The 19,761-nt window shown below is 44.7% G+C and carries 21 protein-coding genes; 19 read left to right on the top strand and 2 right to left on the bottom strand.

Annotated features, from left to right (window positions below; all coding sequences use genetic code 11):
• Positions 1-2 precede the first annotated feature (2 nt).
• The 10 genes from ACVA6Q_RS11265 (at position 3) to ACVA6Q_RS11220 (ending at position 9,879) form a co-directional block, all read left to right on the top strand.
• Positions 3-1,244: an AAA family ATPase gene (locus ACVA6Q_RS11265; RefSeq protein WP_446647546.1), complete on the top strand. Its 1,242-nt coding sequence runs from the start codon at positions 3-5 to the stop codon at positions 1,242-1,244.
• The gene (locus ACVA6Q_RS11260; protein WP_446647545.1) at positions 1,241-2,512 is read left to right on the top strand and encodes a CpaF family protein; all 1,272 of its coding nucleotides are present in this window, start codon (positions 1,241-1,243) and stop codon (positions 2,510-2,512) included. The genes ACVA6Q_RS11265 and ACVA6Q_RS11260 overlap by 4 nt, the downstream gene beginning before the upstream one ends.
• Before the next feature lies 1 nt (position 2,513).
• On the top strand, positions 2,514-3,416 hold the full coding sequence (locus ACVA6Q_RS11255; RefSeq protein WP_353496044.1) for a type II secretion system F family protein: 903 nt from the start codon (positions 2,514-2,516) through the stop codon (positions 3,414-3,416).
• Positions 3,413-4,261, top strand: coding sequence for a type II secretion system F family protein (locus ACVA6Q_RS11250; protein ID WP_446647544.1), 849 nt, complete (start codon positions 3,413-3,415; stop codon positions 4,259-4,261). Before ACVA6Q_RS11255 ends, ACVA6Q_RS11250 begins: the two co-directional genes overlap by 4 nt.
• Before the next feature lies 1 nt (position 4,262).
• Positions 4,263-4,988 carry a tetratricopeptide repeat protein gene (locus ACVA6Q_RS11245; protein WP_446647543.1) on the top strand — a complete coding sequence of 242 codons (726 nt, stop codon included), beginning with the start codon at positions 4,263-4,265 and terminating at the stop codon, positions 4,986-4,988.
• 3 nt (positions 4,989-4,991) lie between these two features.
• Positions 4,992-5,474, top strand: coding sequence for a TadE family protein (locus ACVA6Q_RS11240; protein ID WP_446647542.1), 483 nt, complete (start codon positions 4,992-4,994; stop codon positions 5,472-5,474).
• The gene (tadF, locus tag ACVA6Q_RS11235; protein WP_446647541.1) at positions 5,461-6,021 is read left to right on the top strand and encodes a tight adherence pilus pseudopilin TadF; all 561 of its coding nucleotides are present in this window, start codon (positions 5,461-5,463) and stop codon (positions 6,019-6,021) included. Before ACVA6Q_RS11240 ends, tadF begins: the two co-directional genes overlap by 14 nt.
• 1 nt (position 6,022) lies before the next feature.
• Positions 6,023-7,609 (top strand): pilus assembly protein TadG-related protein, encoded by a 1,587-nt coding sequence (locus ACVA6Q_RS11230; RefSeq protein WP_446647540.1) that lies wholly within the window; start codon positions 6,023-6,025, stop codon positions 7,607-7,609.
• 8 nt (positions 7,610-7,617) lie between these two features.
• Positions 7,618-8,238: an OmpA family protein gene (locus ACVA6Q_RS11225; protein WP_446647539.1), complete on the top strand. Its 621-nt coding sequence runs from the start codon at positions 7,618-7,620 to the stop codon at positions 8,236-8,238.
• 192 nt (positions 8,239-8,430) lie between these two features.
• Entirely contained in the window at positions 8,431-9,879 is a 1,449-nt protein-coding gene (locus tag ACVA6Q_RS11220; RefSeq protein ID WP_446647538.1) for a hypothetical protein, read from the top strand.
• Between the two features lie 127 nt (positions 9,880-10,006).
• Here the strand turns inward: ACVA6Q_RS11220 and ACVA6Q_RS11215 are convergent, their stop codons facing one another.
• Both ACVA6Q_RS11215 and ACVA6Q_RS11210 read right to left on the bottom strand, forming a co-directional pair.
• Positions 10,007-10,774: a transglycosylase SLT domain-containing protein gene (locus ACVA6Q_RS11215; protein WP_446647537.1), complete on the bottom strand. Its 768-nt coding sequence runs from the start codon at positions 10,772-10,774 to the stop codon at positions 10,007-10,009.
• Positions 10,775-10,887: 113 nt separating this feature from the next.
• Complete coding sequence (locus ACVA6Q_RS11210; protein WP_446647536.1) at positions 10,888-11,739, bottom strand: LysR family transcriptional regulator; 852 nt, start codon at positions 11,737-11,739, stop codon at positions 10,888-10,890.
• Positions 11,740-12,053: 314 nt separating this feature from the next.
• Between ACVA6Q_RS11210 and ACVA6Q_RS11205 the strand changes: the two genes are divergently transcribed.
• From ACVA6Q_RS11205 to ACVA6Q_RS11165, 9 genes are all read left to right on the top strand, one after another.
• A complete protein-coding gene (locus ACVA6Q_RS11205; protein WP_446647535.1) occupies positions 12,054-12,305 on the top strand; it encodes a Flp family type IVb pilin in 252 nt (83 codons plus the stop codon).
• A gap of 26 nt (positions 12,306-12,331) precedes the next feature.
• Entirely contained in the window at positions 12,332-12,811 is a 480-nt protein-coding gene (locus tag ACVA6Q_RS11200) for an A24 family peptidase (protein ID WP_446647534.1), read from the top strand.
• 11 nt (positions 12,812-12,822) lie between these two features.
• Positions 12,823-13,665, top strand: coding sequence for a Flp pilus assembly protein CpaB (gene cpaB, locus ACVA6Q_RS11195; protein ID WP_446647533.1), 843 nt, complete (start codon positions 12,823-12,825; stop codon positions 13,663-13,665).
• A gap of 68 nt (positions 13,666-13,733) precedes the next feature.
• The gene (locus tag ACVA6Q_RS11190) at positions 13,734-15,026 is read left to right on the top strand and encodes a type II and III secretion system protein family protein (protein ID WP_446647767.1); all 1,293 of its coding nucleotides are present in this window, start codon (positions 13,734-13,736) and stop codon (positions 15,024-15,026) included.
• The gene (locus ACVA6Q_RS11185) at positions 15,023-15,502 is read left to right on the top strand and encodes a hypothetical protein (protein WP_446647532.1); all 480 of its coding nucleotides are present in this window, start codon (positions 15,023-15,025) and stop codon (positions 15,500-15,502) included. The genes ACVA6Q_RS11190 and ACVA6Q_RS11185 overlap by 4 nt, the downstream gene beginning before the upstream one ends.
• Positions 15,502-16,740 carry an AAA family ATPase gene (locus ACVA6Q_RS11180; protein ID WP_446647531.1) on the top strand — a complete coding sequence of 413 codons (1,239 nt, stop codon included), beginning with the start codon at positions 15,502-15,504 and terminating at the stop codon, positions 16,738-16,740. The genes ACVA6Q_RS11185 and ACVA6Q_RS11180 overlap by 1 nt, the downstream gene beginning before the upstream one ends.
• On the top strand, positions 16,737-18,014 hold the full coding sequence (locus tag ACVA6Q_RS11175; RefSeq protein WP_446647530.1) for a CpaF family protein: 1,278 nt from the start codon (positions 16,737-16,739) through the stop codon (positions 18,012-18,014). The genes ACVA6Q_RS11180 and ACVA6Q_RS11175 overlap by 4 nt, the downstream gene beginning before the upstream one ends.
• Complete coding sequence (locus tag ACVA6Q_RS11170; protein WP_446647529.1) at positions 18,011-18,913, top strand: type II secretion system F family protein; 903 nt, start codon at positions 18,011-18,013, stop codon at positions 18,911-18,913. Before ACVA6Q_RS11175 ends, ACVA6Q_RS11170 begins: the two co-directional genes overlap by 4 nt.
• Positions 18,910-19,761, top strand: a complete 852-nt coding sequence (locus ACVA6Q_RS11165) for a type II secretion system F family protein (RefSeq protein ID WP_446647528.1) — start codon at positions 18,910-18,912, stop codon at positions 19,759-19,761. Before ACVA6Q_RS11170 ends, ACVA6Q_RS11165 begins: the two co-directional genes overlap by 4 nt.

Genomic DNA, 19,761 nt, shown 5'->3' with positions numbered 1-19,761 from the left:
TCGTGTTTGATTTAACGAAAGCACTGAGCACCAAAGTCAAACCTGAACCGAAGAACCAAACCGGTGTTGCGGGTTGTACTTTGTTCTATCAATCGGCTGAGTGTCTGAATCTTGTCCAAGAAGTGTTCCGCTTTGAAGGCTGGAATGATCCTCACTGTGTTCGAACGGTCAAAGGTCATGCCAAACTGACAGAACAGCAGAGTAGCCACATCGTTATTCTCGAGTTGAATGAATCAGATAACGTGGTTGAAGATGCCAAGAACTTTGCCAGCAAACTGCCAACTCATAAAGGGGTGGTGGTTATTGGTAAAGAGGATGCCATCTCCACACTACGCTCATTGAAAGAAATGGGCTTTTACTACGTTTTTTGGCCAGTAAACAAGCAAGAGTTTGCGGACTTTTTGACGCACGTAAACAATAACCTCAAAAACTTCTCCGGCGTAAGTAAAGCGCGTAAAGCCAAACGAGTTGCCGTGGTTGGAGCCAAAGGCGGGGTCGGTACTTCGTTTATTGCCACCGAGCTGAGTTCGCTTCTTTCAACTCAAGGAACCGACACGATTCTCGTGGATCATCAATATGTAGACAGTGATATCGATGTTCTTCTGGCACTAAAAGAGTTTAAGCCAAGAATGATCGATGAGTTTACCGCGCCATTACATGAGATGGATGAAGAAGGGGCGCTCAGTTACCTTCATACCGCGCGTAAAAACTTACGCTTGCTGGCACTGGATGGCGATATGAGCCAAACAGAAATCTTGAATTACAGCCAAAGTTTGTGTGATTTGCTATCGCGAAACGCGAACTTTATCATCGAAGACTACTCCGGCAGCGTTAGCTTCCCAGTCGAACCACAAATGTTATTGGATGGATTCGACGTGGTTGTATTGGTATTGGATGCTTCTGTTTCGGCAGTGCGCAATGCTAAGCGTCTTATCGACAAGGTGGAGAACTTACAGCTAACGTTGTCATCGAGACTGCGCATCATTACTGTCGTGAACTACCATCGCCCCGAGGCTGCCTATGTGATGGACAAGAGCGATCTTAAACGCTATCTCGGCCAAGAACCGAGCTTGGAAATCGCATTTTGTAAAAACCTGTCGCACATCATCATTGATGGTAAACGCGCACATAAACATGACCGCCATATGAGCCGTTCACTGGATCATTTAGTAAAACATATTAACGGCCAGCCTATTTCCGTACCGCGACTCAACCGTTGGTTAGGTAAGGTAGGCGCGAAATGAGTTCCAACAAAGAGATGTACCTAGCCTTCCGCGGGCAGATTTTTGAAGCGCTTGACCCTGAAGCGGTACAAAAGATGAGTCGCAAAGAGCTGGAATCACAGATTCAGAGCGCAGTTGATTTGTTGGCAACGGGCTATCAGCGTCCGATTACCTCAATGATGAAAACGGGTCTCGTCAAAAGCTTAATTGATGAGCTGTTTGGGCTTGGGCCTTTGCAACCATTGGTAGAAGACCAATCGATTACCGATATCATGGTGAACGGGCCAAATAACATCTTTTATGAGCGTCACGGCAAAGTACACAAATCGGATCTGACATTTGTAAACGAAGAACAGCTGCTTGCGATTGCAAAGCGAATTGCCTCGCGTGTTGGTCGCCGTGTTGATGAACTGTCACCGACGGTAGATGCACGTTTAGAAGATGGTAGTCGTGTCAACATCGTTATTCCTCCGATTTCCTTGGATGGTACTTCAGTATCGATTCGTAAATTCCGCGAGCAGAGCATTGGATTTGAAGATTTGATCGAATTTGGCTCTATGTCGATGGACATGGCGCGCGTGTTGATGATCGCTTCTCGTTGTCGTATGAATGTGCTGATTTCTGGTGGTACGGGTTCGGGTAAAACGACACTGTTGAATGCATTGTCGCAATACATTGCTGAAGACGAACGAATTGTTACTATTGAAGATGCTGCGGAGCTCAAACTACAGCAGCCCAACTTGGTGAGACTCGAAACGCGCACCTCAAGTATCGAGCAGACGGGTGAGGTGACTCAGCGAGATTTGGTGATTAACGCCCTACGTATGCGTCCAGACCGCATCATTCTTGGTGAGTGTCGTGGTGCTGAAGCGTTTGAGATGCTTCAGGCAATGAACACGGGTCACGATGGATCCATGTCTACACTGCACGCCAACACACCACGAGATGCTATCGCGCGTGTGGAATCGATGGTGATGATGGCGAACCTTAATCAGCCGTTAGAAGCAATACGTCGTACGATTGTAAGTGCTGTGCAATTGGTGGTTCAGGTTAACCGTCTGCGAGATGGTAGTCGAAAAATTACCAGTATCTCAGAGATTGTTGGCTTGGAAGGTGACAGCGTGGTGATGGAGGAAATCTATCGTTTTCGCTATGACGACAGTGAATATGGTGAAGCGGTCAAAGGTGAATATGTGACCAATGGCATCATGCAGCGCTCTGAGCTAGTAAAGAAAGCACAGTTCTTTGGATTATACAAAGACTTAATGGCGTCATTTACGGGGCGCTAATATGCTTTGGATTTCACTTATATTATTCGCGTTAGCATTACTGCTCAATCGAAGCAGTAAAAAAAGCAAACTGGATCAGTACTTTCAAGTTGATCATCAGGGGGCTGAGAGTGTTAGTGCGATTAATATTCGCTCACTGTCTCAAAAACACAAGCTGCAAAAGTTAAGAGAATCGATTTCACCAACCTTGATGATATTGGGACCACGTTCGACGCTTTATATCGCTCTGTATACGATTGGCGCTGTGACCGCGTCTTGGTATGTGTTGGTGGTCTTTTTGCATCAAAAAAATCCACTGCTAATCAGCGCAGCGGTGGCAGTATTTTTGGTGATTGGCTACCGTTTCTTACTTTCACGCCGCCGTTCAGAATTTGAAAACAGCTTCCCAGATGCGCTCAATATCTTGATGAGTGCAGTCACAGCGGGCGATAGTTTGATGCAGGCGATTGGTTATGTGGGTGACACCATGGATAACGCCATTGGTCGCGAGTTTAAGTTGATGGCAGACCGGTTAAAGATGGGGGAAACACCGGAAGTAGTATTGATGCGCTCTTGTAAGAACTATCCGTATCCAGAGTTTTTGTTTTTTACCATTACTCTGCGCGCCAACATTTCACGTGGTGGTCAGCTTAAAGGGGTATTGGCTAGGCTCATTCGTGTACTCGTGGATTCAAGAACGCTTGAAAAGAAAAAGATGGCAATGACGTCGGAAGCTCGGATTTCAGCCAAGATTGTAGCAGCGATTCCCGTCGCCTTTACGGTGCTACTCAATTACATCAATCCAGGCAATGTTGATTTTGTTCTCTATGACCCAGATGGAAGAGTCATTCTCTATTACGTCCTGATCAGTGAAATGATTGGACTGACTATTATCTGGCTGTTAGTGCGGGGGGTGAGGGCATGATGTTACTCATTGCGGTCACGGTATTTTTTGGTTGCATTCTTGTGGTCATCGCTGAATCGCTACGTGTGGAGCGACGCCGTCAGAAAATGGACAGTTTGGTTGGTATTCAAACCAAATCTGGTACGACGAAGATCAAACACTTTATGGTTCGCTTTGGTAAGGAGCACCGAAAAGAGCTTGAGCAGAAATTAATTGAGGCCGGTTACTACAATAAAGAGTGGGCGAAATATTACTTTCCGCTCAAGTTTCTTATTTTGGCTGTGTTGCTTGCTCTTGTGGCGTTTAGCGATCTCTCCAGCACCAATAAGCTTCTTAGTGCGCTGCTTTCTTTAGTGGGCGTAATCGTAGTACCGGACTTAGTACTCTCTTTGCGAAGCAAAATGTTGATTGGTCGTACGTCGGCCAAATTGCCTTACTTGCTCGATATGATGTCAGTTTGTGTCCAAACGGGCATGACGATTGAAGCCAGCTTAGCGTATTTGGCGGACGAACTAGAGATGTTCGATAAAGATCTGTGTTACCAAATCAGACGAACTTCGGATGCGGCTCGCATCCACGGCTTAGAAAAAGCACTCAATGATATGGGGCAACGATTACCCACGCCTGCAGTTCGAAGTTTTGTTTTAACTGTGATTCAAAACTTGCAATACGGCACCTCAGTTGCCCAAGTGATGAGTGATCTCGCCGAAGATATTCGTAAGGTTCAAATTCTAACCGTTGAAGAGAAGGTAGGTAAACTCGCCGCCAAAATGAGTGTGCCGCTGATCTTATTTATTATGTTTCCCATAGTCGTGCTTATTCTTGCACCGGGGATTATGCAGATGTCGATATCGTTAGGGAGTTGATGTGAACGGATTACAAAAATGTGGTTTGCTGGTCTTGCTGACTCTCGCCCTTATTGGTTGCCAATCCTCGGCTGATCTCGCTCAAAGCGAAGCGGCTACAGTCGCGGGTATGGAGAAAGTAGATAACTATGACGGCTTGATTAATCACTATAAAACCAAGTTAGAAGCGGGGGACAACTCTGCCTCAACAGTAGAAAAACTGGCGTGGGCATACTTCAACAAAGGTGATATCGAATCGGCGAGCTTTTATGTTGATCATTTGATCGATCAAGGCGCTCAGTCGGCAAGCTTGTATCAGCTACGTGGACAAGTTCTGGTTGCCCAAGACAAAGCTCCAGATGCGATTGAAGCGTATTTGGCGTCGCTAAAGGCAGGAAATAGTTCAGGCAAAATTCATGTGCTGCTTGGTGTGGCATACAGCAAAGAGAGTGATTTTGACAGCGCTAAAGCTCAATTCAACCAAGCAAGGCTTAAAGGTTATGACGATGTCGCAGTCAAAAATAACATCGCCATGCTATATATCGCAAAGCAAGATTACAAACGTGCTATTCAAACGCTAGCGCCAGTGATTGCAGACGCGCCAGAAAACAAGGTTGTGCGCGCCAATCTCGCTATCGCACTTATCAAGGCCGACCAAATTGATGCAGCCAAAAAACTGTTAAGTGATGAATACAGTTATGCTGAGCTCACACTTATTGCTCAGCAGCTTAATCGTGAAGAGAGCTGATATATGGTTGGATTCAAGAAGCAGCGTGGTGCTACTGCCGTAGAATTTTCCTTAGGTGCGATTGTTCTGATGTTCTCGACGTTTGCAATTTTTGAAGTTTGTTACCGCATCTACGTGATAAACATGACTGAGTACGCGCTGCGTGAAACGATACGTAACACCAAGATCTACCAGGGAAGTGGTGTACACGAGCAGTATGAGACTCGGTTTCAAACCTTGATTGCGAATCAAGATAATCTTTGGAGTTTTCTTATTGACGACGACAAATTTTCAATTGATGGCAAATATTTCCCAAGCTACTCAGATTTTGTCAATAACGTTGGCTATTCAAAGCAAGATCTCACGTTCAATTACGATCTAGCCGAAATCACAGTCAGTTATGAGTACACACCGATTATCCAAGTTTTCGGTGCTCAGCAAGTCGATATTTCACGCACCATGGTTTTGAATCTAGAACACGAGGGATGGAAAGATGAGACGGAATAACGTTACTCGTTTTACTCCCCGACGCAATCAAAAAGGAGCTTTCGCGATTGAACTCGCGTTCGTGCTGGTTGGCTTGTGTGCTATATATCTGTTCGCTACGGATCTCAGCCATAAATTACTGGTTCGAGCAAAGTTGGATCGTTCAAGCTTTGCACTGGTCAATGTCATCAAAGAGCGCTCTCGCTATTTTGAGGCTGATATTGTTGGTAGAACGAATCTTCAGGTGTCACAGCAAGACTTAGTGGATTTAACTGCCGTCGCAAGTCGTATGCTGGACAGTTCCATAGAGGATGTCGCACTGCAAATTGAGTCTTACGTGATTGGCGAAGGCGTGGTGACGCATCGTAGTCCAAAGTTCTCATCACTTGGATGTCGAACAGATTCGCTGAGTAACTATCAGGCACTAGTACCTGTTGAGAAAGGGCTATCGTATCCGATATACCGTGTCACTCTTTGTGAAGACCACCATTCTTGGTTTGAAGCATTTTCATCGGGTGAGGATGCCGACATGCGTCTGACCTCTTCATCGATAATGCCAGGGAGGTAGTATGACCGTTAAACAGACAAAAATGGCTCAATCTCGCCCTAGCTTGAATCGACAGAATGGCGCCGCTGCAATATGGATGGGACTGACATTAGTACCGATTATGGGGTTCACCTTCTGGGCGGTTGAGGGGACTCGCTACGTTCAAGAAACGAGTCGATTGCGTGATGCCGCTGAGGCAGCAGCAATAGCGGTGACGATTGAAGACGTTGAGAGCGATTCGCAAGCCATGGCGAAGCGCTATGTGGAAAACTATGTCCGAGATATTAAGACGAGCTCGGTAACCACGACAAGATTCGTTCAAGAGCAAGACTTGGATAATAATCAGGACGAGTACACGCAGTACACAGTGAATGCGACAACAACTCATGACTCATGGTTTGCTAGCTCTTTTATTCCATCTTTTGATGACACTCAGGACTTAGCGGGTTATTCGTTGGCTCGTAAGTATCCAGCGTATTTGGGTGATAACAATATCGATATTGTTTTCGTTTCGGATTTTTCTGGTTCCATGTCCTCTGAATGGGGAAGTGGAGGTAATAGAAGTCGAAAAATCGATGATTTGAAAACCGCTATTAGTTCTATTTCGCAACGCATTCTGTGCAAAGAGGAAGATTCCGAACTTTCCAAAAAGTCTGAGGTTGAAGAATGTAATGAACAGCAAACGGAACAAGCGGATAAGGTGAACAATAATATCGCATTTGTACCATACAATATTCGCACTAGGGAAAGTGATAGTGATGGCTATGTCTATGCGGTGAGTCAGCTTCGTTATAAGAACAATGTGGAAACATGGCGAACGGATACAACTTATGAGCAAGTTGATTGGAATAAATGGAGGGGTTACTACGATTACTCTATCCAATACTGTGCATCGCAGCGGCACTACTGCCCAAATGGTTCCTCTGAAGAGCAGCAAGAAGCAAAGCGTCTAATTGGTGCACTCGGACTCGGTTGGAGCCGGTACACTTATCACACTGAAAATTACAGTTATGTGAACTTTAATAAAACCATCAACCAAATGATGACTAATCACTTCCCCAAAGTGAAGACACATTATCGTGTAGATGGTAATCGTCTTTATGCTGGTTTTGGTAGCTGGCAAGGTGATCAATTTAAAAGTATCTCACTTACTAACAATATCCAAAAACTCTCTCCTATTAGTTCAATGTGGGCGGGGGGAAGTACGGCCGTTTTTCAAGGCATTATCCGTGGAGCACAGGTGTTAGCCGATGGTAATCCAAACAGTGACGATGAAGAGGAACAAGAGGCGTACAACAAGAAAGTCAAAATGCTGCTGATTTTGAGTGATGGTCAGGAGAGCCCTAACAACGGCATTCTCAATAAGCTGGTATCGCCAGGTGGTAATAAAAAGGGTATTTGTGACAAAGCACGAGAAGTGATACCTGGTCTTTATATAGGTGTTATCGGCATCGATTTTAGAGCCTCACACAGTAAAGGTTTTCAACAGTGCGTCGCTGACAAAGATGAAGACATTATCGACGTTAAAGACCTCGATGATCTGATAGACAAAATAGAAGAGCTAATCCGCAAAGGCTCCAAGAGCAGCGGCGTAACTAAGTTGTACTAGGAGAAATCATGAAATATTTAATGAGCGCCGCCGCGCTATCCGTTATTGCTCTGAGTAGTCACGCGAGTGAAGAGCAGTTTCAGGCATACTGTCAAAACAGTGCTGGTGAACAGCAGTACTCAGTATCAGTCTCTGATGTAAGGGCTATTGCTCAACACAGAGAAGGTAAACTCAGCATTGAGCAATCCGGTTTTAGTGATGAGTTCGCTTCGATGTTGGCAAAGAAAAGCAGCGCGATTTTAGACAGTTCGGATTGTACCTCGATAATGTCAGTTGCTCAGGCAGGTACGGAGAATCCAGTCGTGCGCGTGAACTTTGGCTTTGATAGCTATGGTTTAACACCTATGGCGAGAACTTCACTCAATAAAACTAGCGCGACTTTGTCAGAGGCTTCCTATGACCTGATTATAGAAGGGCATACGGATAGTAAAGGGTCTGAACAATACAACCAAGGGTTGGGACTGCGTCGTGCTTTATCGGTACATGATGTGTTGCTGTTCCAAGGTGTTGAGCGAGACAGTATTACTGTTAAGTCATTAGGCGAAAGAGAGCCATTGGTGCCGAATAATAGTGCTGACAACCGCGCTCAAAATCGCCGCGCTGAGATCTATGCTGTATCGGAGAATTAATGACGGCGTTCACGCAATTCTTGAACTCCCTCTTAATTGATGAATAAGATCACACAATTGCGCTTCATTGTAGCGACACTGCTTTGGGGCTTTGATAGAATAGAAAATTATATCAGTAAGAAACCCTTCATTTTATAAAAATAAGCGGAATATGGAAATGTTCAGGCGGTTAAGAAGGATTATGAGGTTGTTGTGAATCTAAAAAAATTATTACCACATTTTAGAGCGAAAACATTGATCACGTTAGCAGGCGTGACGATGATGTCAGGCGCTTGGGCTTCTGAACTGGTTAATAGTAGTGAGCAGTCGGAATTAGACACTATTAACACTGAATATTCGTCTCGTTACGGCGAAGTTGGCCTAGATGACACCATCTCTCTTTACAACAAGACCTCTTCAAGCATCGAAGCAAATAAAATTAAGCTGCTGAACAGTATTGATATCGTCAAAGCGGACTCTCAAGTATTCCAAGAGAAGCTTCTGCAAGGTGAATACGATGAAGGTATTGCTTTAGCATTACGTGGCGTATCGACCTCCATCAATAAGCTCAACACTGAGCTAGCGGATGCTGAAACCAAGCTTAAAGAACTCAATAAAACCATCGCTTCTAATCAAGCTAGCGTGACGCAAATTGAGCGTGATAAAAATGACCAATTATTGGCACTTTATCGCAGTATCAAAGACCGTCATTTAAAAGAAGCCAATGTGGTTCATCAAGAAAATTACTCAGGCAAACTTGAGTGTAAAGTGACTGAAAGTTTGTCTGCGTGTGTGAACCGAAACCTGCCTTATATGAAAAACGCTTTTGCACTTGAAAAGGGCGGTTCTGAGCGTATTAACCTGACGTCATACAAAGTGGTCGATGCAACGCAAAAGTTGAATGGTGACCTGACTTATACTGTCTCAGCTGAGTATAAGAATGCCTTTAACTCGAACTTAGAAGGTGAAATTCGCAAGGCTCTGAATCTTGATAAAATCAGATTTGTATTTCGCTCTAACTCTGCAAAAACAGATTATTACATTAATGATGAAAAAGTGGGCAGCGGTGACGTGATTGAGCTGTCCGGTAACTACGTCGGTGTTTATAGTGTCAAAGCCGTGAATAATGGTAAGACACAATCACTGCGTCTGAATTTGAAAAACGACGGGGATTATTTCTTCCCGTTTGCAAAGAAAACTCAGAAAAAAGCTGTCGCTAAATCATCAGCACCTGCGGTAAAAAAGGCTACTCCTGCTGCCAATAGTGCAAAAAACAACCAGGCGGCACAAATCACGAAGAAAGTGCTAAATGATCCTAAATCGGCCGAAATGAAAAAACTACCAAAGCAGGAAGTTGGCACGTTTTCTAATACCGTCGTATACAAAGACGAAGTCTTTACCTATTTGTACCCAGTGTATCGCGGTAATAATAAATCAGCAGAAGTGTTCTTGAGCCGTGATGACGCAACACAATATTGTGAGCAAAAACTGTCGTCTAAGTTGCCAACTAAAGCCGCTTACAAGTACCTAGAGCTGTATACAGATCTAAAGCCGGGTGATTATTGGACAGCAGAAGGGCGCGTTTACTCTTCGCAGAAGAAAGATGTATTTGACAAGACGTTTGATACTAACCGCTTTATTTGTATGGTGAGCATGAATTAATCATCATGTTGCAATGACTTATTTTTGAAAGCCCTCTATTGAGGGCTTTTTTATTTTAAAACTCAGGGCTTTCATTACATCGGCGCACTAATGATGTTCAGTTTGAAACGTTAGAGAAACAGGCCAATTAGTGCACGAGTTGCAGATAGTGAGCTTTTTTCTCAAGTACTTTAGCGACATAAGCCCGTGTTTCCGCGATGGGAAACCGTTGAGTCAACATATCTCGCCATTCTTCCGTTGTGGTCTGGTTAACTCGATAGACAAAATAGTCCAAAGACTTTGTGTCGAATGTGTATTTCATTAGGTTTGTTAGCCCACAATTGTAGGCAGCTATTGTGGCGAGTTGTCTTGTCTTAGGCGAGCGTATCTGGTTTAGGTAGGTGGCATCAAGAAGGTAGAGATAGGCAGTGCCGATATCTATGTTCGTTCTTGGTACAAATACTTCTTCTCTCCCAAGCGCTTTACCACCGAGATAACGCTTTGAAAATTCTAAGACTGCACCATTTTCTGTCACTTGCATAAGTCCAAGAGCTTGCGCAGAACTGACCGCAGTTGGATTGAAGTAGGATTCTACGTGCATGACCGCGTAGATAAGGCTTTGCTCTACATTCCATTTGAGCGCGGCTTCGGATATTAGGTGCTGATAGGGCTTACTTTTTTGAAAGGCGGGTAGTGGCGAGATTTGAGGTTGGAATGGTTTGGTGGACTTTCCACCGCGTAGTTCAATCACACCTGACTTAGCAGATTGGTTTCGTTTTATTGAAGAGTGCGTGTTAATCGATGACAGCGGTGCCTTTAATCCAATGTGTTTATTGTCGCTGGCTGCGAAAGGGGAAACGAGGCAAGACAGTAAGAGTACTATAAACATGCTGTGTGTTTTATGTTCAATACTCATATCGCACCTTGATGCATCGTTTCTTTTAAGCTGTAGTGTAGAACAGAGGCTTCGTGTTTGGATGTTCCAGATTTGACACGAAAGTGAATTTATTGCTGCTTGCGTGCTGTGGGTTACCTCTTTCTCAACCTATCGTGAATCCATTGGTGTTGGTGAGTGAAGTCTGCATGCTGAGGCCACATCAATGACGCGTAGATTTGCTTACCAAACAGGTATGTTTCACCTAAAATTGGTGCTAATTTGGTTGCAGTTGTCTGATTATCAAGTAAATGTTGGGGTAGAAACGCAATCCCTTTTTGAGCGACGCACATATCTAGGATGGTTCGTGAGTCATCTAGTATCCAAATATTGTGATGTGCAATATTCGATAAATCGACGGTATCCTCACAGCCATCAAGAAGCAGTATTCGAGTGCTTGAAGAGAGAGGTGACTGGAGCATATCTTGATGCGCCACCCAAAGACAATTGACTAAAAACAGTTCGTCAACATTAAATGCGTAGTCAGTTTTGTGATACGGATTGCCAATGGCTATATCGACTTTATGGTGGTGTAGGTATTGGCCAAGTATATGACTAGGCTTGGTGAGAATGGTCAATTCAGTTTCAGGAAAGCGTTCGGAAAAATCAAACAACGATTGCTTCACTTGCTGATTGAAAACCAAAGGATCAATACCAACACGAAGTTTACTTCTTTCCTTTTGTCCCAAAGACTCCGCAATATATTTCAGCTCCACATATCGAGAAACTATGGGGATTGTGAGCTGATAGATTTTCTTGCCTCTAGATGTCAGTGTTATGCCTGTTTCGGATCGGTCAATGAGCTCATAACCAAGTTCGTTTTCCAAGCTTTTCACTGCACCACTCACCGTCGATTGTGACTTGCCTAGTTTACGCGCCCCGTTACTAAACGATCCGTGCGTGACCACAGAGTGAAACGAAAGCAAGTTGTCAAATTGCAACTTCATAGTGCTTCTCCATTATCTCACATTTGAAACGACTATTTCTCAGCCCGGCAAGAGCCTGTTTCAAACGTTAAATAGAATATAGTGTGACGAATATCACATATCAAGTTAAGGAATTGCTAATTTAATTTTCTTCGTAAAGTATGGAGTTCGGTAATAAAAGTTTGTTTCAGCGAATATTGTGCGATCGACGGTTGAGTGTTTGGGTAGCCGCATCGGAGAAGGTATCGGTCAAACCGATAGTGTTCACTTTTGAGACGTTGATCCGCCACCTACAGTTATGGGGCATTTAGCAAAACAACAAAGGGAATAGGACGATGATGACAAAACTCTATGTTCGAATTGTTTCGTCGCTGAATCGTTTGAAGAACGATGAGAGCGGGGTGACTGCGATCGAGTATGGCTTGATTGCTGTCGCCATGGCAGTGCTTCTCGCTGCTGCGCTTGGTTCAGACGGTTTTATTGGTAACCTCGAAACAGCATTTGATAATGTCAGCACCACAGTTTCTGACCTCAGCGCCGGTGATGGCGGTGGCGGCGGTGGTGGCGGCGGCGGTGGTACACCGTAACGACACAATGACCGGGGCGTAGCTTTGTGAGCATCTTCGCTAACACTTTTGAAGCTATGGGATTATTGGAGTTAGTGCTGGTCGCGATGTGCGTGGCCGGCGCTATTGTTATAATCAGTGACATCATGTTTAGGCGTATCAGCAACAGGGTCTGTTTGACCGTCTTTTGCTTGTCAGTGCTGGCAGCAACATTACAACAAGCTGATATCGCGCCACATGTACTCTCCTTTTCCGTAATAGCGATTATCGCTTTGGTTCTGTTTTTCACAAATGTAATAGGTGGCGGCGACGCGAAGCTGATGGTCGCGTTTTCACTCTCGCTTCCACTTTCATTGATTGACGACGCGCTCTTTCTTATGGCCATCTCTGGAGGTGTGCTTGCCGTCTTTTACTTAGTTAAGTATCGATTACTCAAGCTTGTGCCAAGTGAAGGCACCATAGGGCTTCCGTATGGAATAGCGATATCAGCTGGTTTTTGCACCGTGATACTTAGCTACTATCTATAGCGGGAAATATTATGAGATCTCGAATTATTGTGTTCGTGGCTCTGTTGGCGATATTGGTTGGTGGCTACGGTGTATATGACAGCCTCACCAATACCAAGGATGGCAGCCCTGTAATCTCGCAGCAACCCGAAGCACAGCCTAAATCTGAATCCCCCGAATACATTACTGTTTGGCGTTTAGAGCAAGCGACCGAACGCGGAATGCCTATCTCAAGTAACCTAGTTAAAAGAGAACAGATGGAGTTGACACAGGCTCTAGATGAAGGTGTTCGCTCAGACGTGGAACTGGATTTTAGCCCTTCTACGCTCTTCAACTCAGATCTCGCGGCTGGCCAGCTTGTTATGCCCCAACATCTCACTAAAGAGAACGACCCAGGCTATATCGATTTGCTGGTTTCTGATGGTATGACGCTATATCCCCTTGTGGTCAGTAACAAAAACCTCATCAGCGATTTTATACGCCCTGGTGAGTATATCGATATTTTAACGGTGAGCTCTCCAAGCTCAAACTTGTCCGGCGCGATTGAGAAGCCAATTCGTTTCAGAGGGGTAACCGCGAGCTTGTTCCTTAAAAATGTCAAAGTTCTCAACATGGGCAGTGTGGATGAGAAAGAGAAGATTCGTCCAGTAGCCGGAAAAAATGATGAAGGTTTCACTACCATCATCATTGAAATCCCACCTACGGAGGTCGCACGTCTGGCACTTGCACAAAGAACCATGCATTTAGAGGTCTACCGCAGCCGAGAGTATGTAGAGCCAGTTTACGCCGATGTGAGTAACGTAATCGACAACTATTTCGGCATCCAGGAAATGCGTGGTTCGAGCAGTCGAGCTGGAAGCAGAGGAGAGCTGTAATGGATTACCTTATTCGTCAAAAATGGAATTTGCTCATTGCCGTGTTTGCTGTGCTGATTTCATTACAAATGGCACAAGCAGGGCAGCAATATATCACTGTTAATGACGCAAAACATATCGAGCTTGGTGAGCGTATCACTAAGGTTTTTATTAGTGATCCAGACATCATCGATTACAACGTCATTAATGAAAATACCATTGTCGTTTTTGCGAAGTCGGTCGGGCAAGCCAGGCTAATGGTATACGGAGCGTCAGAGAAGTTACTGATGTCAGATCGTATCATTGCTGATATAGACTTATCTCAAGTGCGTCGGCAGATTGGTCTGCATTTTCCCGACAGTGACGTGAAAATTGAATCAGTTGGTAGCCAAGTTGCCGTAAGTGGTGTGGTTGAGTCAGAGCAGATCCGTGACGATATCTACCGTATGGTTGCGACGCTATTAGGTCGTGACAAAGTTGAAAAGTATAACAAGGCACAAAACCTGACTTTTCAAACCAGTTACGTATCACTCGAAGAGCCTGAATCGATGATCTTTGAACGAAACATGACATGGGAAGGCATCATTGAACGTCTTCAAGTGGCTACTGTTCAGCAAGTCAACGTTAAAATCTCTGTTGCTCAGGTTACCGAGCGTTTTGCTGAAACCGTAGGTGTTGACTGGTCGTCAGTCGGCGCAAACGTTGGGCAGTTCTTATTCCAGCAATTTGAAGCGGCGGATTTAACCACTTTGATTACCGCGCTCGGGAATGAAAACGTCGCTCAGGTATTGGCTGAGCCTAATCTCACCGTTATCTCAGGTGAATCAGCCAGTTTTCTTGTCGGTGGTGAAGTACCCGTTGTCGTCTCTACCAATAATAACGTCAATATTACCTTTAAAGAATTTGGTATCAGGCTCGATCTCACCGCGAAAGTCTTAAACGAGAAGAAAATTCGCATGCAGCTTTTCCCTGAAGTGAGTGAAATTGAGCGTTATATCCGCGCGGCTGGTATTGAAGTACCACAGATAGCAACCCGCAGAGCTATGACCACTATTGAACTGGGTGATGGTGATAGTTTTGTTCTTGGTGGACTGATGAGTAGTGCTGATCTTGAAGAGATCCAAAAAACGCCGATCTTAGGCGATATCCCAGTCCTTGGAGCGGCGTTTCGAAAATCCTCCACTGACAGAAGACGTACCGAATTAATCATTGTCGCCACCGTAAACCTGGTGCAGCCAATGAAGAAAAAAGACATCCAGCTTCCTTACATCTCGAAAACCAATACGTTGCGTCGTTGGCTGAATATTTCTGAGCCGGAAGAAACAAATCGCGGTTCCGATCCAACGATTGAGCTGCTTTCTAAAGGAGGATTCATCCAATGAGGTTATTACAAGGAACGTTCATCCTTTTGGTAGTGCTGATGACTGGTTGTTCAGAGCGATATTTCAACGGTAAAGGCGCAGAGACACTTATATATCCAGAGACCCATGTGTACGAGTTTACCGTGAAGTCAGAAATTGAAGCCCAGGAGAAGCTCAAGGAGATATTCACAACAATCGATGATATCGATTCGGGTCCCAGCTATATCATCGAATACAAGAATAATACGGCTAAAAAAATCGTCTCTAAATCGTTTGAAAGCCTGCCTTTTGTGCAATACAGAGCAGACGTTTTTGAATGGAAACGAAACAGCGGCTTAATCAGTGATCTTCGTATCACAGTGACTTTCCACAATATGGCGAACAAGCAGTGCAAGCCTGTTTCAATTGAGCAAGATCTCGATAGTCGCGATTGTTTCTCTGAGAATGCAAGAAACAGACAAATCGCACATAAAGAGCGTTTGGTGGAGGGAATCTGATGTTTGATATTACCAAAAAGCTCCCTGAGAGCAAAAAGAGCGCTTCGAAAGCGACAGTAGCCTCAGGGCCGACTGGTTGCGCGTTGGTCTATCAGACCGAGGAGTGCAAATCTCTTGTTGAGGAGCTGTTTGAATTCGAAGGTTGGGATGCTCCTAACGGTGTGCGCCAAGAAAAAGCCGATAGCGATTTCTTTGCAAAGCAAGAGAGTAACTTGATATTGCTTGAACTGAATGAGTCGGAGAGTGTGGTCAAAGATGCACAAGAGTTTGCGGCTAAACTTCCCACGCACAAAGGCGTCATTATTATTGGTAAAGAAGATGCAATATCGACGTTGAGAACGCTCAAGGAAATGGGTTTTTACTACATTTTCTGGCCGATCAATAAGTATGAGTTTGCTGAATTCGTGATGCATGTTCATCGTGATCTCAAAGCGCAAACTGGCGTGAGTAAAGAGCGCAGGGCAAAACGCGTAGCAGTAGTGGGGACTAAAGGTGGTATCGGCACCTCATTTATCGCGGCGGAGTTAAGCTCAAAAATGTCCGGACAGGGCGTAGATACCATATTGGTCGATCATCAATATCATGACAGTAATATTGATGTCATGTTGGGGTTAACCGACCATACGGCTCGTCGCTTGGACGAATTATCAGTACCAGCGCATGAGTTGGATTTTGAAGGCGCACAAAACTACTTAACGCCTATTAACAAAGACCTTCGCTTGCTTTCTATCAATGGGGATACTGATCAAGAAGATATCCTCAATTACAACCAAGCGCTGTGTCATCTACTGAGTCGGAATACCAATTTCATTGTTGAAGACTTTTCTGGAAGTGTCGACTTTCATGTCGATGGTGAGATGCTCATTCGCCATTATGATGTGGTTGCCATCGTCGTTGAACCATCAATTGCAGCGGTTCGTAATGCCAAGGCGATGATTAGTTCGCTCGACACTATTAGGGAAGCGCAGCGTAAGCGCACTCGTATTATCACAGTCGTGAACCACCATCGTCCTGAAAACAGCTTTGTCGTGAAACGTGATGAGCTTAGTAAGTTCTTAGGTTCGAGTGTCGATCTTGATATCGAATATTGCAAGAACTTGTCTCATATCCATGTCGATGGAAAGCGTGCCTATAAACACGACCGTAGTGTCAATCGTTCGGTTGAACAGTTGGTCAGACTTGTAAATGGTCAGCCAATACAAAATAAAAGTCTTCTACAAAGGTTAGGTATCCGATGAGCTCTCACAGTGAAGTGTATGTTGCGTTTCGGACTCAAATTTTTGAAGCACTGGACGCGGAAGCCATTCAATCTTTGAGTCAGTTGGAGGTTGAAAATCAAATTCGAACGGCAGTGGACTTGCTGGCCAACAGCTATGAACGTCCTATTACTGCAATGATGAAAAGCAGCCTCGTTAAAAGCATGATGGATGAGCTGTTTGGTCTTGGTCCAATCCAACCTTTGGTCGATGACAATAGCATTACTGATATTTTGGTTAATGGTCCTTCCGAAGTGTTTTACGAGCGAAACGGCAAACTCAGTAAATCGGATATACGTTTTGTTAACGAGGAGCAAGTTCTCTCCATAGCCAAGCAAATTGCCGCACGGGTTGGACGTCGTGTTGATGAACTTTCCCCCACTGTTGATGCACGATTAGAAGACGGCAGTCGTGTAAACATCGTTATCCCGCCTATTGCATTAGATGGTACGGCAATTTCGATTCGTAAGTTTCGCGAGCAAAACATCGGTGTTGAAGACTTGATTGACTTTGGATCGATGAACATCGATATGGCAAGGCTACTCTCAATCGCTTCTCGATGTCGTATCAACATCCTTATCTCTGGTGGTACTGGTTCGGGTAAAACCACCTTACTAAATGCCTTGTCCCACTATATCTCTGAAGATGAGCGTATTGTCACCATAGAAGATGCTGCAGAGCTGAGGTTAGAACAACCTAACTTAGTGCGACTTGAAACCCGCTCCGCCAGTATTGAGCAAACCGGCGTCGTGAATCAGCGTGACCTGGTGATAAATGCTCTAAGGATGCGTCCGGATAGAATCATCCTCGGGGAGTGTCGTGGCCCGGAAGCATTCGAAATGCTCCAAGCAATGAACACTGGCCATGATGGCTCTATGTCGACACTTCATGCCAACTCCCCTCGTGATGCCATTAGCCGTGTTGAGTCAATGATAATGATGGCTAACCTTAATCAGCCGCTTGATGCGATTCGTCGCTCTATTGTGAGCGCAATACAGCTGGTGGTACAAGTAAACCGCCTTCGTGACGGGTCGAGAAAAGTCACCAGTATCTCCGAAATTGTCGGTCTTGAAGGTGAGAGTGTGGTGATGGAAGAAATCTATCGCTTTGATTTTCATGATTCAGACTTTGGGGGGGTGGTGAAGGGTGAGTTTGTTACCCAAGGTATTATGCAGCGCTCAGAGCTGGTTAAGAAGTCTCATTTCTATGGCCTTTATGATGAGTTAATGAGCTCATTTAGCGAGGTGAGAAAATGATTTGGCTATCATTGGTTTTATTTGGTATTGCGGCTTTATTGCTGCTAACGACCAAAACGCGACGAGTCGAAAAATACTTCCCTGAAGTTGATCTAAGCGAAGAGTCTACCGCGGCCATTAACGTAGGTAGTCTGGTTCCGAAAAAGGGGATTAAAAGGGCGAAAGAGTCGTTTCGCTTTTCTGCTCAATCATTAGGCCCAAAAGCAAATCTTTTGATATTGGTTTATATGATTGGCGCACTGGCATTGTCTTGGTATTTAGGCTTTAAAGTGCTTACTAATCATGCCGTATTTGTGATGCTTTTTAGCTTCATCGTATTGCTGTTTATGGGTTATCAATGGATGCTGACTCGACGCCGGAAAATATTTCAACAAACTTTTCCTGATGCACTCAATATTCTGATGAGTGCTGTGACTGCGGGTGAAAGCTTGATGCAGGCGATAAGTTTTGTAGGGCGTAACCTCGATAACGAGATTGGTCGCGAGTTCAAACACATGGGCGACAGACTCAAACTGGGTGAAGATCCAGATGTGGTGTTCCAACGTGCGGTTAAGCGCTTTGCTTATCCGGAGTTTATCTTTTTCACAGTAACGCTACGCGCAAACATAAGCCGAGGTGGTCAACTCAAAGGCGTTTTAGCTCGCCTAATTCGAGTGCTGGTGGACTCTCGGACAATGGAAACGAAGAAGATGGCGATGACCTCTGAGGCGCGTATTTCTGCCAAAGTAGTGGCCGCAATTCCGCTCATTTTTGCCATCATTCTATATCGTGTTAACCCTGATAACATAAACTTCATTTTATACGACCCAGAGGGAATATGGATCCTCTACTATGTGGTCGGCAGTGAACTACTTGGGTTGTTTATTGTATGGCTGCTTGTTAAGGCGGTGCGCTTATGATTCTTCCTTTAAGTATCGCATTTGTCATTATCGCGGTAGGTTTAATGACTTTCGAGCTGTTTGCAGCCACAAAGCGTAAGCGCAAACTAGAAAGCTACATAATGAAAAACCAACCCGTAGCGCCCATCAAAACTAACCGTATCATCATCGGGTTTGCTAAAGAGCAACGCAAAGAGTTGGAGCAAAAGCTGCTCGATGCCGGTTACTACAATAAGAACTTAGCACGTTATTACGTTCCGTTTAAGATAGCGGTCGCGGTCGCAGTTGGATCTCTTCTTTTTCTGTTTTTGGATACAGACTTGGTGAGCAAACTCGTTGCGGCATTCGCTTCTGTGGTACTTGCGATGATTTTGCCTGATTTCTTGCTTGAGGCACGTAAGCGCTACATGGTACGTAAAATATCAAGGAACCTGCCTTATTTGTTGGACATGATGTCAGTTTGTGTTCAAACCGGGATGACGATTGAAGCTTCCTTTGCCTATCTTCATAAAGAACTTGCCGCATTCGATAAAGATCTCTGTTACCAAGTGAAGAAAACATCGGACTCGAGCAAGATTCACGGAATCGAGAAGGCGCTTAATGACCTCAATACCCGCTTGCCAGCACCAGAAGTACAGAGCTTTGTATTAACCATCATTCAGAACCTTCACTACGGGACATCGGTTGCCAACATCTTGAGTGATTTGGCAGAGGACATGCGAAGGATTCAGTTGCTCAAAGTAGAAGAGAAAGTGGGTAAACTCGCCGCGAAAATGAGTGTGCCTTTGATTCTGCTAATCATGTTCCCGATCGTCATACTGATACTTGCACCTGGTGTAATGCAAGTGGACTTCAACGTAGGACAATAG

It is taken from the genome of Vibrio sp. DNB22_10_4 (genome assembly GCF_052879755.1).
This window is presented reverse-complemented; position numbering and strand designations above follow the sequence as displayed.